Source organism: Kosakonia sp. YIM B13571 (assembly GCF_042788095.1).
In the GTDB taxonomy this organism is placed as follows: domain Bacteria; phylum Pseudomonadota; class Gammaproteobacteria; order Enterobacterales; family Enterobacteriaceae; genus Kosakonia; species Kosakonia quasisacchari.
The window spans coordinates 324,520-342,062 of sequence record NZ_JBHZPL010000003.1 but is presented as its reverse complement, the minus strand read 5'-3'; the positions used below and the strand labels follow the sequence as shown (position 1 = coordinate 342,062).

Genomic DNA, 17,543 nt, shown 5'->3' with positions numbered 1-17,543 from the left:
CACCGGGGTGATAGCAAAAGGCGTTCCTGTCGTTATGCAATATTCTGGAGGACGGAAGAAAGATCGAGAGGCAAAACAGCTAACAGAAAAGGCGTTATATCTGGCGATTGCACATAAAAAAAGGCATCCGAAGATGCCTTTTTTAAAGGGTTGCGAATTAACGCAGCAGGGACAGCATGGTCTGCGGAACCTGGTTGGCCTGGGCCAGTACGGAAGAACCAGCCTGCTGCAGGATCTGCGCGCGGGACATGTTCGACACTTCAGTCGCGTAGTCAGAATCCTGAATACGGCTGCGTGCGGAAGACAGGTTGTTCACGGTGTTGTTCAGGTTGGTGATGGTGGATTCGAAACGGTTCTGGGATGCACCCAGCAGGCTGCGCTGTGAGTCAACCGCTTTGATTGCCGCATCGATATCTGCCAGCGGGTTGCCGTCAGTCGCACCAGCGCTGCTTACTGTACCGCTCAGAACGTCGAAGCCTTCAGCAGCGGTAGTACGTGCAGTACCGTTGATGGTCTGGCCGGAAGTCTGGGACGTTGCACCGGTAGCGTTGTACAGGTTGTAAGAGTTGGAAGAGCTCAGGCTGATGGAGATCTGCTCGCCATCTTTCGCGCCAACCTGGAAGTTGTAGCTGCTGGAGCCGGAACCGGTGTTCAGCACTTTGATGCCGTTGAAGTCGGTCTGGGTGGTAACACGGTTCACTTCTTCCATACGCTGGTTAACTTCAGCCTGGATGGAGTCAATGTCAGATGCAGAGTTAGAGCTGTTCTGCGCCTGAACGGTCAGGTCACGGATACGCTGCAAGTTGTTGTTGATTTCGCCCAGCGCGCCTTCAGCGGTCTGCGCCAGAGAGATACCGTCGTTCGCGTTACGTGCAGCAACGGTCAGACCGTTGATGTTGGAGGTGAAGCGGTTAGCAATCGCCTGGCCAGCAGCATCATCTTTTGCACTGTTGATACGCAGACCGGAAGAGAGACGCTCGATCGAGGTGCCCAGAGAAGACTGAGATTTAGTCAGGTTGTTCTGGGTCATCAGCGACAGGGTGTTAGTATTAATAACAGCCATGATAATTATCCTTCAGTGAGAAATTTATATTCCGGTATGGGCCAGCGGCTTCATCACCGTCCTAATTGTTATCGACGGCCTTGCAGAACTCTTTAGGAGTTTTTGCATCTTTTAAGCAATTTTCGTCGAAAATATATGCAAATCACAAAATAAAAAAGCGCCGACAAGCGGCGCTTTTCTGTTACTACGTAATCTGCGATTAACGCAGCAGGGACAGCATGGTCTGCGGAACCTGGTTGGCCTGGGCCAGTACGGAAGAACCAGCCTGCTGCAGGATCTGCGCGCGGGACATGTTCGACACTTCAGTCGCGTAGTCAGAATCCTGAATACGGCTGCGTGCGGAAGACAGGTTGTTCACGGTGTTGTTCAGGTTGGTGATGGTGGATTCGAAACGGTTCTGGGACGCACCCAGCAGGCTGCGCTGTGAGTCAACCGCTTTGATTGCCGCATCGATATCTGCCAGCGGGCTACCGTTGGTCACACCAGCGCTGCTTACTGTACCGCTCAGAACGTCGAAGCCTTCAGCAGCGGTAGTACGTGCAGTACCGTTGATGGTCTGGCCGGAAGTCTGGGACGTTGCACCGGTAGCGTTGTACAGGTTGTAAGAGTCAGAAGAGCTCAGGCTGATGGAGATCTGCTCGCCATCTTTCGCGCCAACCTGGAAGTTGTAGCTGCTGGAGCCGGAACCGGTGTTCAGCACTTTGATGCCGTTGAAGTCGGTCTGGGTGGTCACACGGTTCACTTCTTCCATACGCTGGTTAACTTCAGCCTGGATGGAATCGATGTCAGATGCAGAGTTAGAACTGTTCTGCGCCTGAACGGTCAGGTCACGGATACGCTGCAAGTTGTTGTTGATTTCGCCCAGCGCGCCTTCAGCGGTCTGCGCCAGAGAAATACCGTCGTTCGCGTTACGTGCAGCAACGGTCAGGCCGTTGATGTTGGAAGTAAAGCGGTTAGCAATCGCCTGGCCAGCAGCATCATCTTTTGCACTGTTGATACGCAGACCGGAAGAGAGACGCTCGATCGAGGTGCCCAGAGAAGACTGAGATTTAGTCAGGTTGTTCTGGGTCATCAGCGACAGGGTGTTAGTATTAATAACAGCCATGATAATTATCCTTCATTGAGAAATTTATATTCCGGTAAGCGCCAGCGGCTTCATCACCGTCCTAATTGTTATCGACGGGGTTAACGAACTCTTTAGGAGTTTTTTAATTTTTATTCGTCTTATTTTTCAGGCAAATAAAAAAGCGCCGACAAGCGGCGCTTTTCTGCTACTACGTAATCTGCGATTAACGCAGCAGGGACAGCATGGTCTGCGGAACCTGGTTGGCCTGGGCCAGTACGGAAGAACCAGCCTGCTGCAGGATCTGCGCGCGGGACATGTTCGACACTTCAGTCGCGTAGTCAGAATCCTGAATACGGCTGCGTGCGGAAGACAGGTTGTTCACGGTGTTGTTCAGGTTGGTGATGGTGGATTCGAAACGGTTCTGGGACGCACCCAGCAGGCTGCGCTGAGTGTCAACCGCTTTGATTGCCGCATCGATATCTGCCAGCGGGCTACCGTTGGTCACACCAGCGCTGCTTACTGTACCGCTCAGAACGTCGAAGCCTTCAGCAGCGGTAGTACGTGCAGTACCGTTGATGGTCTGGCCGGAAGTCTGGGACGTTGCACCGGTAGCGTTGTACAGGTTGTAAGAGTCAGAAGAGGTCAGGCTGATGGAGATCTGCTCGCCATCTTTCGCGCCAACCTGGAAGTTGTAGCTGCTGGAGCCGGAACCGGTGTTCAGCACTTTGATGCCGTTGAAGTCGGTCTGGGTGGTCACGCGGTTCACTTCTTCCATACGCTGGTTAACTTCAGCCTGGATGGAGTCAATGTCAGATGCAGAGTTAGAGCTGTTCTGCGCCTGAACGGTCAGGTCACGGATACGCTGCAAGTTGTTGTTGATTTCGCTCAGCGCGCCTTCAGCGGTCTGTGCCAGCGATATACCGTCGTTCGCGTTACGTGCAGCAACGGTCAGACCGTTGATGTTGGAAGTAAAGCGGTTAGCAATCGCCTGGCCAGCAGCATCATCTTTTGCACTGTTGATACGCAGACCGGAAGAGAGACGCTCGATCGAGGTACCCAGAGAAGACTGAGATTTAGTCAGGTTGTTCTGAGTCATCAGAGACAGGGTGTTAGTATTAATAACAGCCATGATGTAATTCCTTAAAAAAGTTATCAGATTCAGGCATCTGCCTACGGTAGTCTCACCGTCACCCTGATTATCGACCGCCTCTTAGCAACCTTTAGAAAAAAAGATCATTTTTTTAAAGCCGCAAACTGCCCGCTATTCTTTATCTTTATTTCGCCATTGTTTTAAAAAAAACCCTCTAATCTTTTCGCAGTCGCTGCCGATAATCCCCACAGTGATTGTCTAAAACTGAAGGATAAAGAAATGGCAACTATTAGTTCTATCGGAGCAGGCACCAGCTTAAGTTCGTCACTTAGTACACTTTATAGCCAGCTGCAGACGGCCGAAGAGACAAGGCTGACGCCAATTACCACTCAGCAGACATCGTATAAAGCAAAACTCACTGCATGGGGTATCGTCCAGACGTCGCTGACCAAGCTGCAAACAGCGGCCAACGCGCTGAAAGACACTTCCAAAATTGCATCGGCCAAAGTGTCCAGTACCAACACGGCGTTTACCGCCTCACTGGCGACCAGTGCAACAGCAGGATCCTATTCTGTTGAAGTCACTTCGCTGGCAGCAGCGCAGTCTCTGCTCAGCCCGAAAGCGGCAAGTAAAGATACGGAGTTAGGTGATAGCAGCCTGAGCTCGCGTACCATTACGATCACGCAGCCGGGTCAAAAAGATCCGCTAACCGTTACGCTGGCAAGCGATAAGACCAGCCTGGCGGATATCCGTGATGCAATTAACGCGAAAGCTGGCAGTGTGACCGCCAGTATCATTAAAGCCGATGACAGCAGCTACTATCTGTCGCTGACCTCGCGTGATAGCGGCACCACCAACCAGATGACGATCACGACCAATGATACGCAACTGGCGAATTACATCAGCTACGACTCAAGCAATGCCGGCAGCGCCAGCAATACCATGACGCAGCAGGTTGCTGCCGCTGACGCCAACCTGAAGATCAACGGCATTGCGATCACGCGTAGCAGTAACACCATCACCGATGCGCCGGAAGGCGTAACGCTGACGCTGAACAAGACCAATATCGGCAGCCCCGAAACGCTGGCGGTAACCAAAGATAACGCGCCAATGACTGCGGCGGTGCAGTCGTTTGTTGATGCCTATAACTCACTGCAAACGACCATTGCCAACCAGACAAAATACACGAAGGTGGATCAGGGTAGTACGTCTCAGGACAACTCGAACGGTGATCTGCTGGGTGACGGTACGCTGCGTAACATTCAGACGCGTTTGCGCTCTCTGTTGTCCTCTTCCCAGAGCAATACCGGCAGCTACAACATCCTGTCGCAGTTGGGTATTACTCAGGATACGTCCGGTAAACTGACCGTAGACAGCACCAAGCTTGACAAAGCGCTGACGGAAAAATCGACTGACGTGATTTCTTTCCTGACCGGTGATGGCAAAACAACAGGTTTTGCGACTCAGGCCAGCAATCTGCTGGAAGATTTCCTGGGTTCTGACGGCACTGTGCAGAATGCAACAGATGGGATTAACAAGACGCTGAAAAAGCTGTCTGATCAGTATGACCGCGTTAGCGATCAGATAACGGCAACCATGGCCCGTTATAAAGCGCAATTTACAAGTTTAAGTACGCTGGTGTCGTCACTGGAGTCAACCGGTAACTATTTGACCCAGCAATTTAACAAGACCAATTAATAAAGTATTCGTTGAGGTTTGAAATGTATACGAAATCGGGAACTCAGGCTTATGCTCAGGTCGGCGTGGAAAGCGCCGTCCTGAGCGCCAGCCCGCATCAACTTGTGGTACTGCTTTTTGATGGCGCGTTAAGCGCCATGAAAAGGGCTGCGATCCTGATTGAGCAGGGAGATATTCCCGGTAAAGGACAGGCGCTTTCAAAGGCTATTAATATCATTACCAACGGTTTGCGTGCCGGTCTCGACCACGAAGTCGGTGGCGAGATCGCCGCAAACCTGGACAGTCTTTATGACTATATGACACGACGTCTTTTACAGGCTAATCTCCACAATGACCTCTCCGCCATTGATGAAGTTTCAACGTTGCTCAACAACATTGCTGATGCCTGGAAAGAAATTGGCCCCAATAATCAAAACGCGCGGGACACTTACTAATGGAAGCAAATTTCGGGTTGCTCCACCACTATCAGCAGCTGTTGGTCACCAGCCGCACCATGCTTAACCTCGCGAAGGAAGGGCGTTGGGATGAACTGATTGAGCACGAGTTGAAGTACATTACCGCTGTGGAGAAACTGACACAGTTCCAGGACATTAGTGAAGTCGCGCCTCAAATGCAGGCGCAAATTCGCCCGTTGCTCCAGCAAATTCTGGAAAATGAAGTTTCACTCAAAGAACTGTTAAGCCAGCGAATGGACGAGCTGCGGACATTGGTTGGACAGACATCCCGACAACATAACCTGCATTCGACATATGGACGTCTCTCTGGAAACATTTTATTCCCCAATGAGATCTAATCTCATGCCCGGCGGGTGATGCAGGAACAGTCCATCACCCGCTACGGTTTTCGCTTTCACTCATCTTCCCTTTCTTATCTCCCAACACAGCTAATTCCGCCGATATGTGCCGGACGGCTCGTCGTTTCTGAAATCTCAGCCATACTTCCAACGTCTCATTCTGGAGCACGGAAGATGAAAAACCCCACCCTGTTGCAAACGTTTCACTGGTACTCCCCACAAGGCGGCAAACTCTGGCCGGAACTGCGTGAGCGCGCAGGCATGCTGAACGATATCGGCATCAATATGGCCTGGCTTCCGCCTGCGTACAAAGGTGCTGCGGGCGGCGGCTCCGTAGGGTATGACAGCTACGATTTGTTTGATTTAGGCGAGTTTGACCAGAAAGGCTCTGTCGGCACCAAATACGGTGAAAAAGCGCAGCTGCTCGCCGCGATAGACGCGCTGCAGGCGAACGGCATTGCCGTGCTGCTGGATGTGGTGGTGAACCACAAAATGGGCGCTGATGAAAAAGAAGCAGTACGCGTGAACCGGGTCAATCAACAAGATCGCACGCAAATCAGTGATAATGCGGTTGAATGCGAAGCCTGGACGCGCTTCACCTTCCCTGCCCGCGCCGGGCAATACTCGCGCTTTATCTGGGATTACAAATGCTTTAGCGGCGTCGATCATATCGAAAATCCGGGCGAAGACGGCGTTTTTAAAATCGTTAACGACTATACCGGCGACGGCTGGAATGACCAGGTTGACGACGAGCTGGGCAATTTCGACTACCTGATGGGCGCCAATATCGATTTTCGTAATCATGCCGTGACGGAAGAGATCAAATACTGGGCGCGCTGGATTATGGAGCAAACCCGCTGCGACGGTTTTCGTCTGGATGCGGTCAAACACATTCCGGCCTGGTTCTATAAGGAGTGGATCGAACATGTGCAGGAAGTCGCGCCAAAACCGCTGTTTATTGTTGCTGAATACTGGTCCCATGAAGTGGAAAAGCTGCAACAGTATATTGGTCAGGTTGAGGGCAAAACGATGCTCTTTGACGCGCCGTTGCATATGAAATTTCACGAAGCGTCACAACAGGGACGCGATTACGATATGCGCCAGATCTTCGCCGGCACACTGGTCGAAGCCGATCCGTTTCATGCGGTAACGCTGGTTGCCAACCACGATACGCAACCCTTGCAAGCCCTCGAAGCGCCGGTCGAAGCCTGGTTCAAACCGCTGGCCTATGCGCTGATCCTGCTGCGCGAAAATGGCGTGCCGTCAGTGTTTTACCCCGATCTGTTTGGCGCAAGTTACGACGATACCAGCGGTGATGGCGAAATGTATCACGTTGATATGCCCGTTATTGACAAGCTCGATCGATTGATTCTCGCCCGCCAGCGTTTCGCCCACGGTGTGCAAACGCTGTGGTTTGATCACCCAAACTGTATTGCCTTTAGCCGCAGCGGCACCGAATGCGAGCCGGGTTGCGTGGTGGTGATGTCCAATGGTGAAGAGGGAGAAAAACAGCTTATGCTGGGGAAAAACTACGCCAACAAAGTGTGGCGGGATTTTCTTGGCAACCGCGAGGAAACCATCACGACCGATGAATACGGTGAAGGAACATTCACCTGCCCTGCCGGTAGCGTTAGCGTGTGGGTCATTGAGGATGCAATATGAAAAGTGCGCCGGGCGGCAGCATGCAGACCCGGCGTGACATTTAATGCGTGGCTTTCAGCCCGGCTTTTGTTAAAGCGTCCTGGCATTCAACAGTGGGTTTATCGACGCGTTGCAATGTCAGACTATCAAACTCCAGCGCGTTACCTTCGCGCTCAAGGCGGTAAATATCGCGTTTTTGCGTCACGTTGTAGAGCTTATCGCCATTACGCATCAGTTTACCCGGAACGGCAATCACGCGCTGCCACTGGCGGCAATCAAGCGTATCCCCCTCTTTTGTCACGATAAGGCTGGCGATGGCTTCCGGGCTCACCAGGCTGCTTTGCGGCCCGGATGACTGCCAGTAACCCACCAGATCTGCCGGTGCGGGCTGTTTCACCACCGCATCATAATTGTCCACCTGGACGCAGCCGCTCAGCAGCATTGCCGCGCCAATAATCACTCGCTTTTTCATTATTTATCCTGCTCGCGAAGAAAAAAATATTGTGGCATTAAAGCATTATCATCGCCACCCTTTCCCCCACCGCCACCAAGTTTGATCTGTACCAGGTTTTTCGCCTTTTTTACGTTAGCTTGTCATCTCGCCCGTGTATTATCCGGGTTCTTTTGCATTACCCGTTCCTTCTGAGTTCAGAGGCTCATTTCTATGTCATGGCAACAGTTCAAAGACCGCTTTTTGATTAAGTTCTGGTCTCCCGTCCCGGCGGTTATCGCTGCGGGCATCCTCTCCACTTACTATTTTGGTATCACCGGCACGTTCTGGGCGGTCACCGGCGAATTTACCCGCTGGGGCGGTCAATTATTACAGCTGGCGGGAGTGCATACCGAAGAGTGGGGCTACTTCAAATTGATCCACCTCGACGGCACGCCGCTCACCCGTATCGACGGCATGATGATCATCGGCATGTTTGGCGGATGTTTCGCCGCCGCGCTGTGGGCGAACAACGTCAAACTGCGTTTACCGCACAGCCGTATCCGCATTATGCAGGCGATTATCGGCGGGATGATTGCTGGTTTCGGCGCACGTCTGGCGATGGGCTGTAACCTCGCCGCGTTCTTTACCGGTATTCCGCAGTTCTCATTGCACGCATGGTTTTTTGCCATCGCCACTGCTATTGGCTCGTGGTTTGGCGCACGCTTCACGTTGCTGCCGCTGTTTCGCATCCCGGTCAAAATGCAAAAAGTTTCAGCCGCCTCGCCGCTGACGCAAAAACCTGCCCAGGCAAAACGCCGCTTTCGCATCGGGATGCTGGTGTTCGTGGGCATGGTAGGTTGGGCGCTGCTGACGGCAATGCATCAACCGAAATTAGGTCTGGCGATGCTGTTTGGTGTCGGTTTTGGTCTGCTTATTGAACGTGCGCAAATCTGCTTTACCTCGGCCTTCCGCGATATGTGGATTACCGGGCGCACAATGATGGCGAAAGCCATTATTTTCGGTATGGCGGCAAGCGCCATTGGCATCTTTAGCTATGTCCAACTGGGCATGGAAGCCAAAATTATGTGGGCGGGCCCAAATGCTGTGCTCGGCGGGTTGCTGTTCGGCTTTGGCATTGTGCTGGCGGGTGGCTGTGAAACCGGCTGGATGTACCGCGCGGTGGAAGGCCAGGTGCATTACTGGTGGGTTGGGCTTGGAAACGTGATTGGCTCAACGATCCTCGCCTACTACTGGGATGATTTATCACCAGCGCTGGCCACCAGTTGGGACAAAATCAACCTGTTGAATACCTTCGGCCCGCTGGGTGGCCTGCTGGTCACTTATCTTTTATTGCTGGCCGCATTCTTGTTCGTTGTCGGGTGGGAAAAACGTTTCTTCCGCCGCGCCAACACAGCGACTACCGTTAAGGAGACTGCATGAATATCGTGCCCGATTACCGTCTTGATATGAGCGGCGAGCCCTGCCCTTATCCGGCCGTTGCTACGCTTGAAGCGATGCCGCAGTTACAAAAAGGCGAGATTCTGGAAGTGATCAGCGACTGCCCGCAATCTATTAACAATATTCCGCTGGATGCGCGTAATCACGGCTATACCGTGCTGGATATTCAACAAGATGGGCCGACGATCCGTTATTTGATACAAAAATAAGGTTTTACCTGTACTCCGCCCCCAGGCTAACGATAAAATTAGACGCTGTAATTACGACGAAATGCATGAGCCTGGGGGCGTTTATAAAATGAAATTAGCATTAATTGGTAATTGCCAACTTGAAGTTCTGGGAAATTTGATAATGAACGTCAGCGGGCTGCATGAAGGAAAGTTCGATGGCATTTACAATATGCCGATTTATAAACTTAACGAAAATAATGACTTCATTAACTTCTATCACGAATTAGAACAGTGTGATTTCATTTTTATGCAGCATCACACAGAAAAATGGGGCCCGTTTTCAACCGCGGCCTTAAGCCAATTCTTTGATATCACCATGCTACCGACCATGGAATCCCGCGTTTCAACCCCACAACTCGGGTACTATAAAGATAAAATCCCTGATTTTATGGTCTACGTCGATTACCGCATGCTGCATCTTTATCTCACCAATGTGAGTATTCAAAACGTAGTAGAAGCGTACCATTCCGTGAGTTTTTCCAATGAAAAACAAACAACTATGCTTAAAGAAGATGCGTTGAAATACCGCTCGTTATTTCAACAGGGTAAACTTTACTTCGATTATTCAGAAGAGTATTTCCGCACGCTTTCCGCTAATCCAGATTGCTACTCAACGGTAAGTCACCCGGATAACTATAATTTGAGTTTGTTATTACAGGTGATTTATCACAAATCGCTGGGTATTAACGAGAATTTCGATCTGCAAGGTAATGACCTGCTTAAAAATTATGTTGCGCCGAAAATAGGCTCGGGCGACAACACGTATCATATGATGCGCCCGACCGGACTTGCGCTGGCCGGTAAAATTAATTATGCCTTTTTTGACAGCCAGAATCGGCATGCTCTTAAACAAGCGCTGGTCAACTCTTCTTACTATATCGGCCTGGAAGATCGCTACCAAAATCTGTAATTCGCCGAGCATTTTCTGCCATAAAAAAGCCCTTTCAAGGGCTTTTTTATTATGATTAAAAATAGAGTCAACCACCGTTGATGACAGAACCCTTCCTAAAGCAATGAACGTGATATAAACAAATCAAACCTGAGATAACGAAGTATTAGTCGGTAATAAGGTGAATCTCACCACCTTCATCCATAAACATACAGCGATTGCGCCCGGTCTGTTTTCCTCGGTACATCGCCGCGTCGGCTCTTTTCGCGACGATGCCGATGGACTCGCCTGCCCATGCCTGAGTCACGCCAATGGTCACCGTAATGTTAAGCGCTTTATCGTCGCAATGAATGGTTGTGCCAGCAACCGATTCACACAGGCGCAGCGCGGCCTGGCACGCTTCTCTATCCGAAGGCGCCTGCAAAATAATGATGAACTCCTCACCGCCGTAGCGGTAGGCGGTGTCACCCCCACGGATCCGATCGCGCAGTTGCTGCGCCAGCTCCCGTAAAACCTCATCGCCAACCAGATGCCCGTATGTATCATTCACATTCTTGAATCTATCGATATCAAGCAGCAGCATATAAACATTCTGGTCTGAGACCTCTTTCAATTGCAGTTCGAATCTTTCATCCAGCATTCGGCGACCTGGCAACCCAGTTAATATATCAACGCCACCTCGCATCTTTAACAAATACGTTTTATAGGCGGTTACCGCTGCAGAAAATAGCGCAAGCCGATGCTTAAATTCTGAAAACTTATCAATATTTGTTTTTTTGTCTCTAATGATGCACATCAATTCACGACCGCAGTTATGCATTTTTGTGTGCGTCGCATCAATCGCCTGAAGGCAGGTGGATTCCTCCGGATTCGCTGGTTGATGCCCATCCAGCCAGCGACCAAAATGGCACAGATGGTGCGAATGCGCGTTAATGCTTTGCGACTGTTCAATATTATTATTGACCACAGAGGCGAACATATTGATTAACCAATCATAATGCGCGTCAACTGCCTTATTGAGATCAAAAAGAATATTATCAATTTGTTCCGTACTTCGATACATGATATTCCTCACCGCTGCGTTACAGGCGCTACAGTGTAAAAAACAAAATGTATATTTATGTCAATATAATAAAGTCGGCGCAATAATCAGATATTTCGTCACAAGGAATATTTACGAAAGCGGAGTTCGCCCGCTTACTTATTCCTGGACATTTTAAAGTACGCTTATGATAAAACTCACCGCATTCAATCAGTAACCCATGCTCTGTTTTGCAACACCACACGATAACCGTCATTATCCTGCCAGCTCTTGCCTGAAACATCCCAGTAAGGGTTAAACGAAATGACTTCTACAAACCCGGCTTTACGCATGGCTTCACAGCGCGCAGCCCACTCATCAGCGTCCGGGTAATAGAGCACCAGCAAATCCTCTGCCGTCGCAGCAGGTTTAACCGGATGGTGATGACAAAGGGTGAATTCAATGTGCCAGGGCACAGAGTGATGTCCCACCATCACACCGCTAAATCCATCGTGATCGGTGAAATACGCAATCTTACGCAGTTCAAGCGCCTCGCAATACATGCGGCAGGTCAGTTCAAGATCGGTTACGGGCCGGGCGATTCTCATATGAGCAAACATGCGTAATCTGTTCCTTCGGATATTGTCAGTTGAAAACGGTAAGCGTGACTTTATCCGTAACGGCAATGGTTGATGTGATCGTCTGTGCCCACGCAAGGTGGCTGTGAGAGTGAAAAAAGGGTCGGGAGGGAAAGCGCGCGAAATGGAAAAGAAGGGAAAATAACCGCCAGGCGGTGGTTATCTTCCCATTATTCGTGATCATGCGTGAGCAACGCTCACTACACCTGCATGTTCATGATGTCCTGGTATGCAGAAACCAGTTTGTTACGTACCTGAATGCCCATTTGCAACGAGATCGATGATTTCTGCAAATCGGTCATCACGTCGTTCAGCGCTACGCCCGGCTCACCGAGTGTAAATTTTTCCGCCTGGGTACGCGCTGCGTTTTGCGTGTCGCTAATGCGATCCAGCGCAGCATGCAGTTGCCCGGCGAAGCTGATAGACGGTTCACTTTCCACGCTCTGATTACGCGCAATCCCGGCAGTTGCCTGCAGCTGACTGACGACGCTTTCAATGCCCTGTATAGCCATGGTAAATCCCCGGATGGTTTGATACCTGACAAGGTTAACAGCTTGTCAATGGGATAATGGCGGTAAATAGCGACAAAAAACCAGGTTATTTGAGGCATAGAAAATTCAGATTCATCAAATAATGACACTGCCAGTTAATGGACATTTGTCGAGTTTGCCGACCCGGGAGTCTGTTTTGTTTCTCAACTCAAATAACAACATCCACCTAGAGTTACGAGGTGCGCAATGAGTGCGACTGCAACAACTGCACCGCAGAATAAATCTCTTGAGTGGCTTAACCGCTTACGCGCGAACCCCAAAATCCCTTTAATGGTGGCCGCTGCAGCAGCGGTTGCCATTGTTGTTGCGATGGTACTGTGGGCGAAAAGCCCGGACTACCGCACACTTTATAGCAACCTGTCCGATCAGGACGGTGGCGCTATCGTCACCCAATTGACGCAGATGAACATCCCCTACCGCTTTGCTGACGGTAGTGGCGCTATTGAAGTTCCCGCCGATAAAGTCCAGGAACTGCGCCTGAAACTGGCTCAGCAGGGTCTGCCGAAAGGCGGCGCTGTGGGTTTTGAACTGCTGGATCAGGAAAAATTCGGTATCAGCCAGTTCAGCGAACAAGTGAACTACCAGCGTGCGCTGGAAGGCGAACTGGCCCGCACCATCGAAGCACTCGGCCCGGTAAAAGGCGCACGCGTTCACCTCGCGATGCCAAAACCGTCGCTGTTCGTGCGCGAGCAGAAATCCCCTTCCGCGTCCGTAACGGTGAATTTACAACCGGGACGCGCGCTGGATGACGGCCAGATCAGTGCCGTCGTACACCTGGTTTCCAGTGCGGTGGCAGGTTTGCCGCCGGGCAACGTGACCGTTGTCGATCAGAGCGGTCGTCTGCTGACCCAATCCGGCGCTGCCGGTCGCGATCTGAATGATGCACAACTGAAATACACTGCCGACGTTGAAGGCCGTATCCAGCGTCGTATCGAAGCGATCCTTGGGCCTATCGTTGGCAACGGCAACGTTCACGCGCAGGTTACGGCGAAACTCGACTTTGCGAATAAAGAGCAGACGGAAGAGCAATACACGCCAAACGGCGGCGATCCATCACAGGCAGTGCTGCGTTCACGTCAGGTAAATAGCAGCGAACAGATTGGCGGCCAGTATCCAGGCGGCGTTCCGGGTGCGCTGTCGAACCAGCCTGCTCCGGCAAATGCCGCGCCGATCACCACACCGCCGGCCAATCAGCAGAACGGTCAGCAGAATCAAAATGCACAGGGTCAACAAGCCACGAGCACGGCAAGCACCACTACCGGGCCACGTAACACTACCCATAACGAAACCAATAACTACGAAGTTGACCGTACGATTCGCCACACCAAATTGAACGTGGGTGATATCGAGCGCCTTTCTGTCGCGGTGGTGGTCAACTACCGTTCGCTGCCTGGTGGCAAAACCGCTGCCCTGACAGCCGACCAGATTAAACAGATTGAAGATTTGACCCGTGAAGCGATGGGCTACACCGAGAAACGCGGTGACACCCTGAACGTCGTCAACTCGCCGTTCAACGCAACGGATGATGTCGGTGGTCAGCTCCCGTTCTGGCAGCAGCAGTCGTTTATCGAGCAGTTGATGTCCGCAGGTCGCTGGTTGCTGGTACTCATCGTCGCGTGGCTGCTGTGGCGTAAAGCGGTACGTCCGCAACTGGTACGCCGCCAGGAAGAGGCGAAAGCCTTGCAGGAAGCGCAACAAACCCGCGCGGAAATCGAAGAATCCGTGGAAGTTCGCCTCAGCAAAGACGAACAGCAACAGCAGCGTCGCTCTAATCAGCGCCTGAGCGCCGAGGTGATGAGCCAGCGTATTCGCGAAATGTCAGATAACGATCCGCGCGTCGTGGCGCTGGTCATTCGCCAGTGGATGAGTAACGAACATGAGCAATAATCTTTCCGGAACGGACAAAAGCGTCATCCTGCTAATGACCATTGGCGAAGATCGCGCGGCTGAGGTGTTCAAACACCTCTCCGCCCGCGAAGTCCAGCACTTGAGTACCGCGATGGCCAGCGTACGTCAGATCTCCAACAAACAGCTGATGGACGTATTGCAGGAGTTCGAGAACGAAGCAGAACAATTCGCGGCGCTGAACATCAACGCCAACGATTACCTGCGTTCGGTGCTGGTAAAAGCCCTCGGCGAAGAGCGTGCTTCAAGCCTGCTGGAAGATATTCTCGAAACGCGCGATACCACCAGCGGCATCGAAACGCTCAACTTTATGGAGCCGCAGAGCGCCGCCGACCTTATTCGCGACGAACACCCGCAGATCATCGCCACTATCCTTGTGCACCTCAAACGTTCTCAGGCGGCGGATATCCTTGCGCTGTTTGATGAGCGTATGCGTCACGATGTGATGCTGCGTATCGCCACCTTCGGCGGCGTACAGCCTGCTGCACTGGCGGAGCTGACCGAAGTGCTGAACAACCTGCTCGACGGCCAGAATCTCAAGCGCAGCAAAATGGGCGGCGTGAGAACCGCAGCGGAAATCATCAACCTGATGAAAACGCAGCAGGAAGAAGCGGTTATTACCGCCGTTCGCGAGTTCGACGGCGAGCTGGCACAGAAAATTATCGACGAGATGTTCCTGTTCGAAAACCTGGTGGATGTGGACGACCGCAGCATCCAGCGCCTGCTGCAGGAAGTGGATTCCGAATCCCTGCTGGTTGCCCTCAAAGGCGCCGAGCAGCCGCTGCGCGAGAAGTTCCTGCGCAACATGTCGCAGCGTGCGGCAGATATCCTGCGCGACGACCTGGCCAACCGTGGGCCGGTGCGTCTGTCTCAGGTGGAAAACGAACAGAAAGCCATCCTGCTCATCGTTCGCCGTCTGGCGGAGACCGGCGAGATGGTAATTGGCAGCGGCGAGGATACCTATGTCTAATGAATTGCCGTGGAAAATCTGGACGCCGGATGATCTGGCTCTCCCGCTGGCGGCTGAGTTCGCTCCCCTGCTGATGAAAGAGTCCTCGTCAGCCGCTGAGGCGGACGGCGAAGAAGACGAGATATCACAAGAACAGAAGTTGCAACAGCAACTGGCGCAGATCCAGATGCAGGCACACGACGCCGGTTATAACGCCGGTCTGGCAGAAGGCCGCAAAGCGGGTCACGACGTCGGCTATCAGGAAGGTCTGGCGCAAGGGCGCGAAGATGGCCTCAACCAGGCGCGCCAGCAACAGGCTCCGATACATGCCCGCATGCAGCAACTGGTCAGCGAATTCCAGTACACGCTGGATGCGCTGGACAGCGTTATCGCGTCGCGTCTGATGCAGATGGCGCTGGAGGCCGCACGCCAGGTGTTAGGCCAGGTGCCGGTTGTTGATAACAGCGCGCTGATTAAGCAGATCCAACATTTAATTCAGCAAGAGCCGCTGTTCAGCGGTAAACCGCAGTTGCGCGTGCATCCGGACGATTTGCAGCGCGTGGAAGAGATGCTTGGCGCAACCCTCAGCCTGCACGGCTGGCGTTTGCGTGGCGACCCGACCCTGCATCCGGGCGGTTGCAAAGTGTCCGCCGATGAAGGCGATCTCGACGCCAGCGTGGCAACACGCTGGCAAGAACTGTGCCGTCTGGCGGCGCCGGGAGTAGTTTAATGACCGCACGTTTGACCCGCTGGCTAACGACGCTGGATAACTTTGAAGTCAAGATGGCGCAGCTGCCCTCTGTGCGCCGTTATGGTCGTCTGACCCGCGCGACAGGTCTGGTGCTGGAAGCGACCGGCCTGCAACTGCCGCTGGGTGCGACCTGCATTATTGAGCGTCAGGACGGTGTCGAAACACGCGAAGTCGAATGTGAAGTGGTGGGCTTCAACGGTCAGCGCCTGTTTTTGATGCCGCTGGAAGAAGTCGAAGGTATTTTGCCTGGCGCACGCGTTTATGCCCGCAGCGTGTTAGGTGATGGTTTGCAAAGCAGTAAACAACTGCCGCTCGGCCCTGCCCTGCTTGGCCGCGTGCTGGATGGCGGCGGCAAGCCGCTCGACGGTCTGCCCGCACCGGAAACCGGTGAAACCGGCGCGCTGGTCACGCAGCCGTTTAACCCCTTACAACGTACGGCGATTGAGCATGTGCTCGATACCGGCGTGCGCGCCATTAACGCACTGCTGACCGTTGGTCGTGGCCAGCGTATGGGTCTGTTCGCTGGTTCCGGCGTCGGTAAAAGCGTGTTGTTAGGCATGATGGCCCGTTATACCCAGGCTGACGTTATCGTCGTCGGGCTGATTGGCGAACGTGGCCGCGAAGTAAAAGATTTTATCGAGAACATCCTTGGCGCGGAAGGTCGCGCACGTTCGGTGGTCATTGCCGCCCCGGCAGACGTTTCTCCTTTATTGCGTATGCAGGGCGCTGCGTACGCGACGCGCATTGCTGAAGATTTCCGTGACCGCGGTCAGCATGTGCTTCTGATCATGGACTCCCTGACGCGTTATGCCATGGCGCAGCGTGAAATCGCGCTGGCCATTGGCGAACCGCCAGCGACGAAAGGCTATCCCCCTTCTGTCTTCGCCAAATTACCGGCGCTGGTGGAACGCGCGGGGAATGGTATTCACGGCGGCGGTTCGATCACCGCGTTTTATACCGTTCTCACCGAAGGGGATGACCAGCAAGATCCGATCGCTGACTCCGCACGCGCAATTCTTGATGGACACATTGTCTTGTCCCGCCGCCTGGCGGAAGCCGGTCACTATCCGGCCATAGACATTGAGGCCTCCATCAGTCGTGCGATGACAGCGTTAATTACGGAACAACATTACGCCAGAGTCCGGAACTTTAAACAGTTGCTGTCGAGCTTCCAACGTAACCGCGATCTGGTCAGTGTTGGCGCATATGCGCGCGGTAGCGACCCAATGCTGGATAAAGCCATCACATTGTGGCCACACCTGGAAGCCTTCCTGCAGCAGGGCATTTTTGAACGTGCCGGGTGGGAAGATTCAATACAGGCATTAGAGCTGATCTTCCCGACAGTCTAAGGTAGTGGAGAGCTGACT

Annotated in this window: 18 protein-coding genes; 11 read left to right on the top strand and 7 right to left on the bottom strand. The window is 52.6% G+C overall.

The features are described from left to right. Positions 1-157: 157 nt before the first annotated feature. The 3 genes from ACFX4O_RS10060 to ACFX4O_RS10050 all read right to left on the bottom strand — a co-directional run bounded on the left by ACFX4O_RS10060 (position 158) and on the right by ACFX4O_RS10050 (position 3,258). Positions 158-1,063, bottom strand: coding sequence for a flagellin (locus ACFX4O_RS10060; protein WP_380208475.1), 906 nt, complete (start codon positions 1,061-1,063; stop codon positions 158-160). A 199-nt stretch (positions 1,064-1,262) separates the two neighbouring features. Further along, positions 1,263-2,168: a flagellin gene (locus tag ACFX4O_RS10055; protein WP_380208473.1), complete on the bottom strand. Its 906-nt coding sequence runs from the start codon at positions 2,166-2,168 to the stop codon at positions 1,263-1,265. Between the two features lie 184 nt (positions 2,169-2,352). Next, positions 2,353-3,258, bottom strand: a complete 906-nt coding sequence (locus tag ACFX4O_RS10050; RefSeq protein WP_380208471.1) for a flagellin — start codon at positions 3,256-3,258, stop codon at positions 2,353-2,355. A 240-nt stretch (positions 3,259-3,498) separates the two neighbouring features. On the opposite strand from ACFX4O_RS10050, the gene fliD reads away from it, so the two are divergent. The 4 genes from fliD to amyA all read left to right on the top strand — a co-directional run bounded on the left by fliD (position 3,499) and on the right by amyA (position 7,372). Continuing rightward, on the top strand, positions 3,499-4,917 hold the full coding sequence (gene fliD, locus ACFX4O_RS10045) for a flagellar filament capping protein FliD (protein WP_380208469.1): 1,419 nt from the start codon (positions 3,499-3,501) through the stop codon (positions 4,915-4,917). Between the two features lie 23 nt (positions 4,918-4,940). Next, a complete protein-coding gene (gene fliS, locus ACFX4O_RS10040; protein ID WP_017458358.1) occupies positions 4,941-5,351 on the top strand; it encodes a flagellar export chaperone FliS in 411 nt (136 codons plus the stop codon). After that, positions 5,351-5,710 (top strand): flagella biosynthesis regulatory protein FliT, encoded by a 360-nt coding sequence (gene fliT / locus ACFX4O_RS10035; RefSeq protein WP_131413623.1) that lies wholly within the window; start codon positions 5,351-5,353, stop codon positions 5,708-5,710. The genes fliS and fliT overlap by 1 nt, the downstream gene beginning before the upstream one ends. 174 nt (positions 5,711-5,884) lie before the next feature. Continuing rightward, positions 5,885-7,372: an alpha-amylase gene (amyA, locus tag ACFX4O_RS10030; protein ID WP_380208466.1), complete on the top strand. Its 1,488-nt coding sequence runs from the start codon at positions 5,885-5,887 to the stop codon at positions 7,370-7,372. Positions 7,373-7,412: 40 nt separating this feature from the next. On the opposite strand, the gene yedD is transcribed toward amyA, so the two are convergent. After that, positions 7,413-7,823, bottom strand: a complete 411-nt coding sequence (gene yedD / locus ACFX4O_RS10025) for a lipoprotein YedD (protein WP_131413625.1) — start codon at positions 7,821-7,823, stop codon at positions 7,413-7,415. Positions 7,824-8,015: 192 nt separating this feature from the next. Here yedD and yedE point away from each other — a divergent pair, with 192 nt between their 5' ends. The 3 genes from yedE to ACFX4O_RS10010 all read left to right on the top strand — a co-directional run bounded on the left by yedE (position 8,016) and on the right by ACFX4O_RS10010 (position 10,382). Next, positions 8,016-9,224 (top strand): selenium metabolism membrane protein YedE/FdhT, encoded by a 1,209-nt coding sequence (gene yedE, locus ACFX4O_RS10020; protein ID WP_380208464.1) that lies wholly within the window; start codon positions 8,016-8,018, stop codon positions 9,222-9,224. Then, positions 9,221-9,451 (top strand): sulfurtransferase-like selenium metabolism protein YedF, encoded by a 231-nt coding sequence (yedF, locus tag ACFX4O_RS10015; protein WP_039058458.1) that lies wholly within the window; start codon positions 9,221-9,223, stop codon positions 9,449-9,451. The genes yedE and yedF overlap by 4 nt, the downstream gene beginning before the upstream one ends. 88 nt (positions 9,452-9,539) lie before the next feature. Beyond that, positions 9,540-10,382, top strand: coding sequence for a WcbI family polysaccharide biosynthesis putative acetyltransferase (locus ACFX4O_RS10010; protein WP_380208461.1), 843 nt, complete (start codon positions 9,540-9,542; stop codon positions 10,380-10,382). 145 nt (positions 10,383-10,527) lie between these two features. Here the strand turns inward: ACFX4O_RS10010 and ACFX4O_RS10005 are convergent, their stop codons facing one another. The 3 genes from ACFX4O_RS10005 to fliE all read right to left on the bottom strand — a co-directional run bounded on the left by ACFX4O_RS10005 (position 10,528) and on the right by fliE (position 12,532). Beyond that, positions 10,528-11,424, bottom strand: coding sequence for a diguanylate cyclase (locus tag ACFX4O_RS10005; protein ID WP_380208459.1), 897 nt, complete (start codon positions 11,422-11,424; stop codon positions 10,528-10,530). 185 nt (positions 11,425-11,609) lie between these two features. Next, positions 11,610-12,002: a VOC family protein gene (locus ACFX4O_RS10000; RefSeq protein ID WP_380208457.1), complete on the bottom strand. Its 393-nt coding sequence runs from the start codon at positions 12,000-12,002 to the stop codon at positions 11,610-11,612. A 218-nt stretch (positions 12,003-12,220) separates the two neighbouring features. Further along, on the bottom strand, positions 12,221-12,532 hold the full coding sequence (gene fliE / locus ACFX4O_RS09995) for a flagellar hook-basal body complex protein FliE (protein ID WP_017458367.1): 312 nt from the start codon (positions 12,530-12,532) through the stop codon (positions 12,221-12,223). A gap of 225 nt (positions 12,533-12,757) precedes the next feature. Between fliE and fliF the strand changes: the two genes are divergently transcribed. The 4 genes from fliF to fliI are packed head-to-tail and all read left to right on the top strand — an operon-like array spanning position 12,758 to position 17,525. Beyond that, complete coding sequence (gene fliF, locus ACFX4O_RS09990) at positions 12,758-14,458, top strand: flagellar basal-body MS-ring/collar protein FliF (RefSeq protein ID WP_131412188.1); 1,701 nt, start codon at positions 12,758-12,760, stop codon at positions 14,456-14,458. Continuing rightward, entirely contained in the window at positions 14,448-15,446 is a 999-nt protein-coding gene (gene fliG, locus ACFX4O_RS09985; RefSeq protein ID WP_020454194.1) for a flagellar motor switch protein FliG, read from the top strand. The genes fliF and fliG overlap by 11 nt, the downstream gene beginning before the upstream one ends. Beyond that, positions 15,439-16,155 (top strand): flagellar assembly protein FliH, encoded by a 717-nt coding sequence (gene fliH, locus ACFX4O_RS09980; RefSeq protein WP_131412186.1) that lies wholly within the window; start codon positions 15,439-15,441, stop codon positions 16,153-16,155. The genes fliG and fliH overlap by 8 nt, the downstream gene beginning before the upstream one ends. Further along, the gene (gene fliI, locus ACFX4O_RS09975) at positions 16,155-17,525 is read left to right on the top strand and encodes a flagellar protein export ATPase FliI (protein WP_131412184.1); all 1,371 of its coding nucleotides are present in this window, start codon (positions 16,155-16,157) and stop codon (positions 17,523-17,525) included. Before fliH ends, fliI begins: the two co-directional genes overlap by 1 nt. Positions 17,526-17,543: the final 18 nt, after the last annotated feature.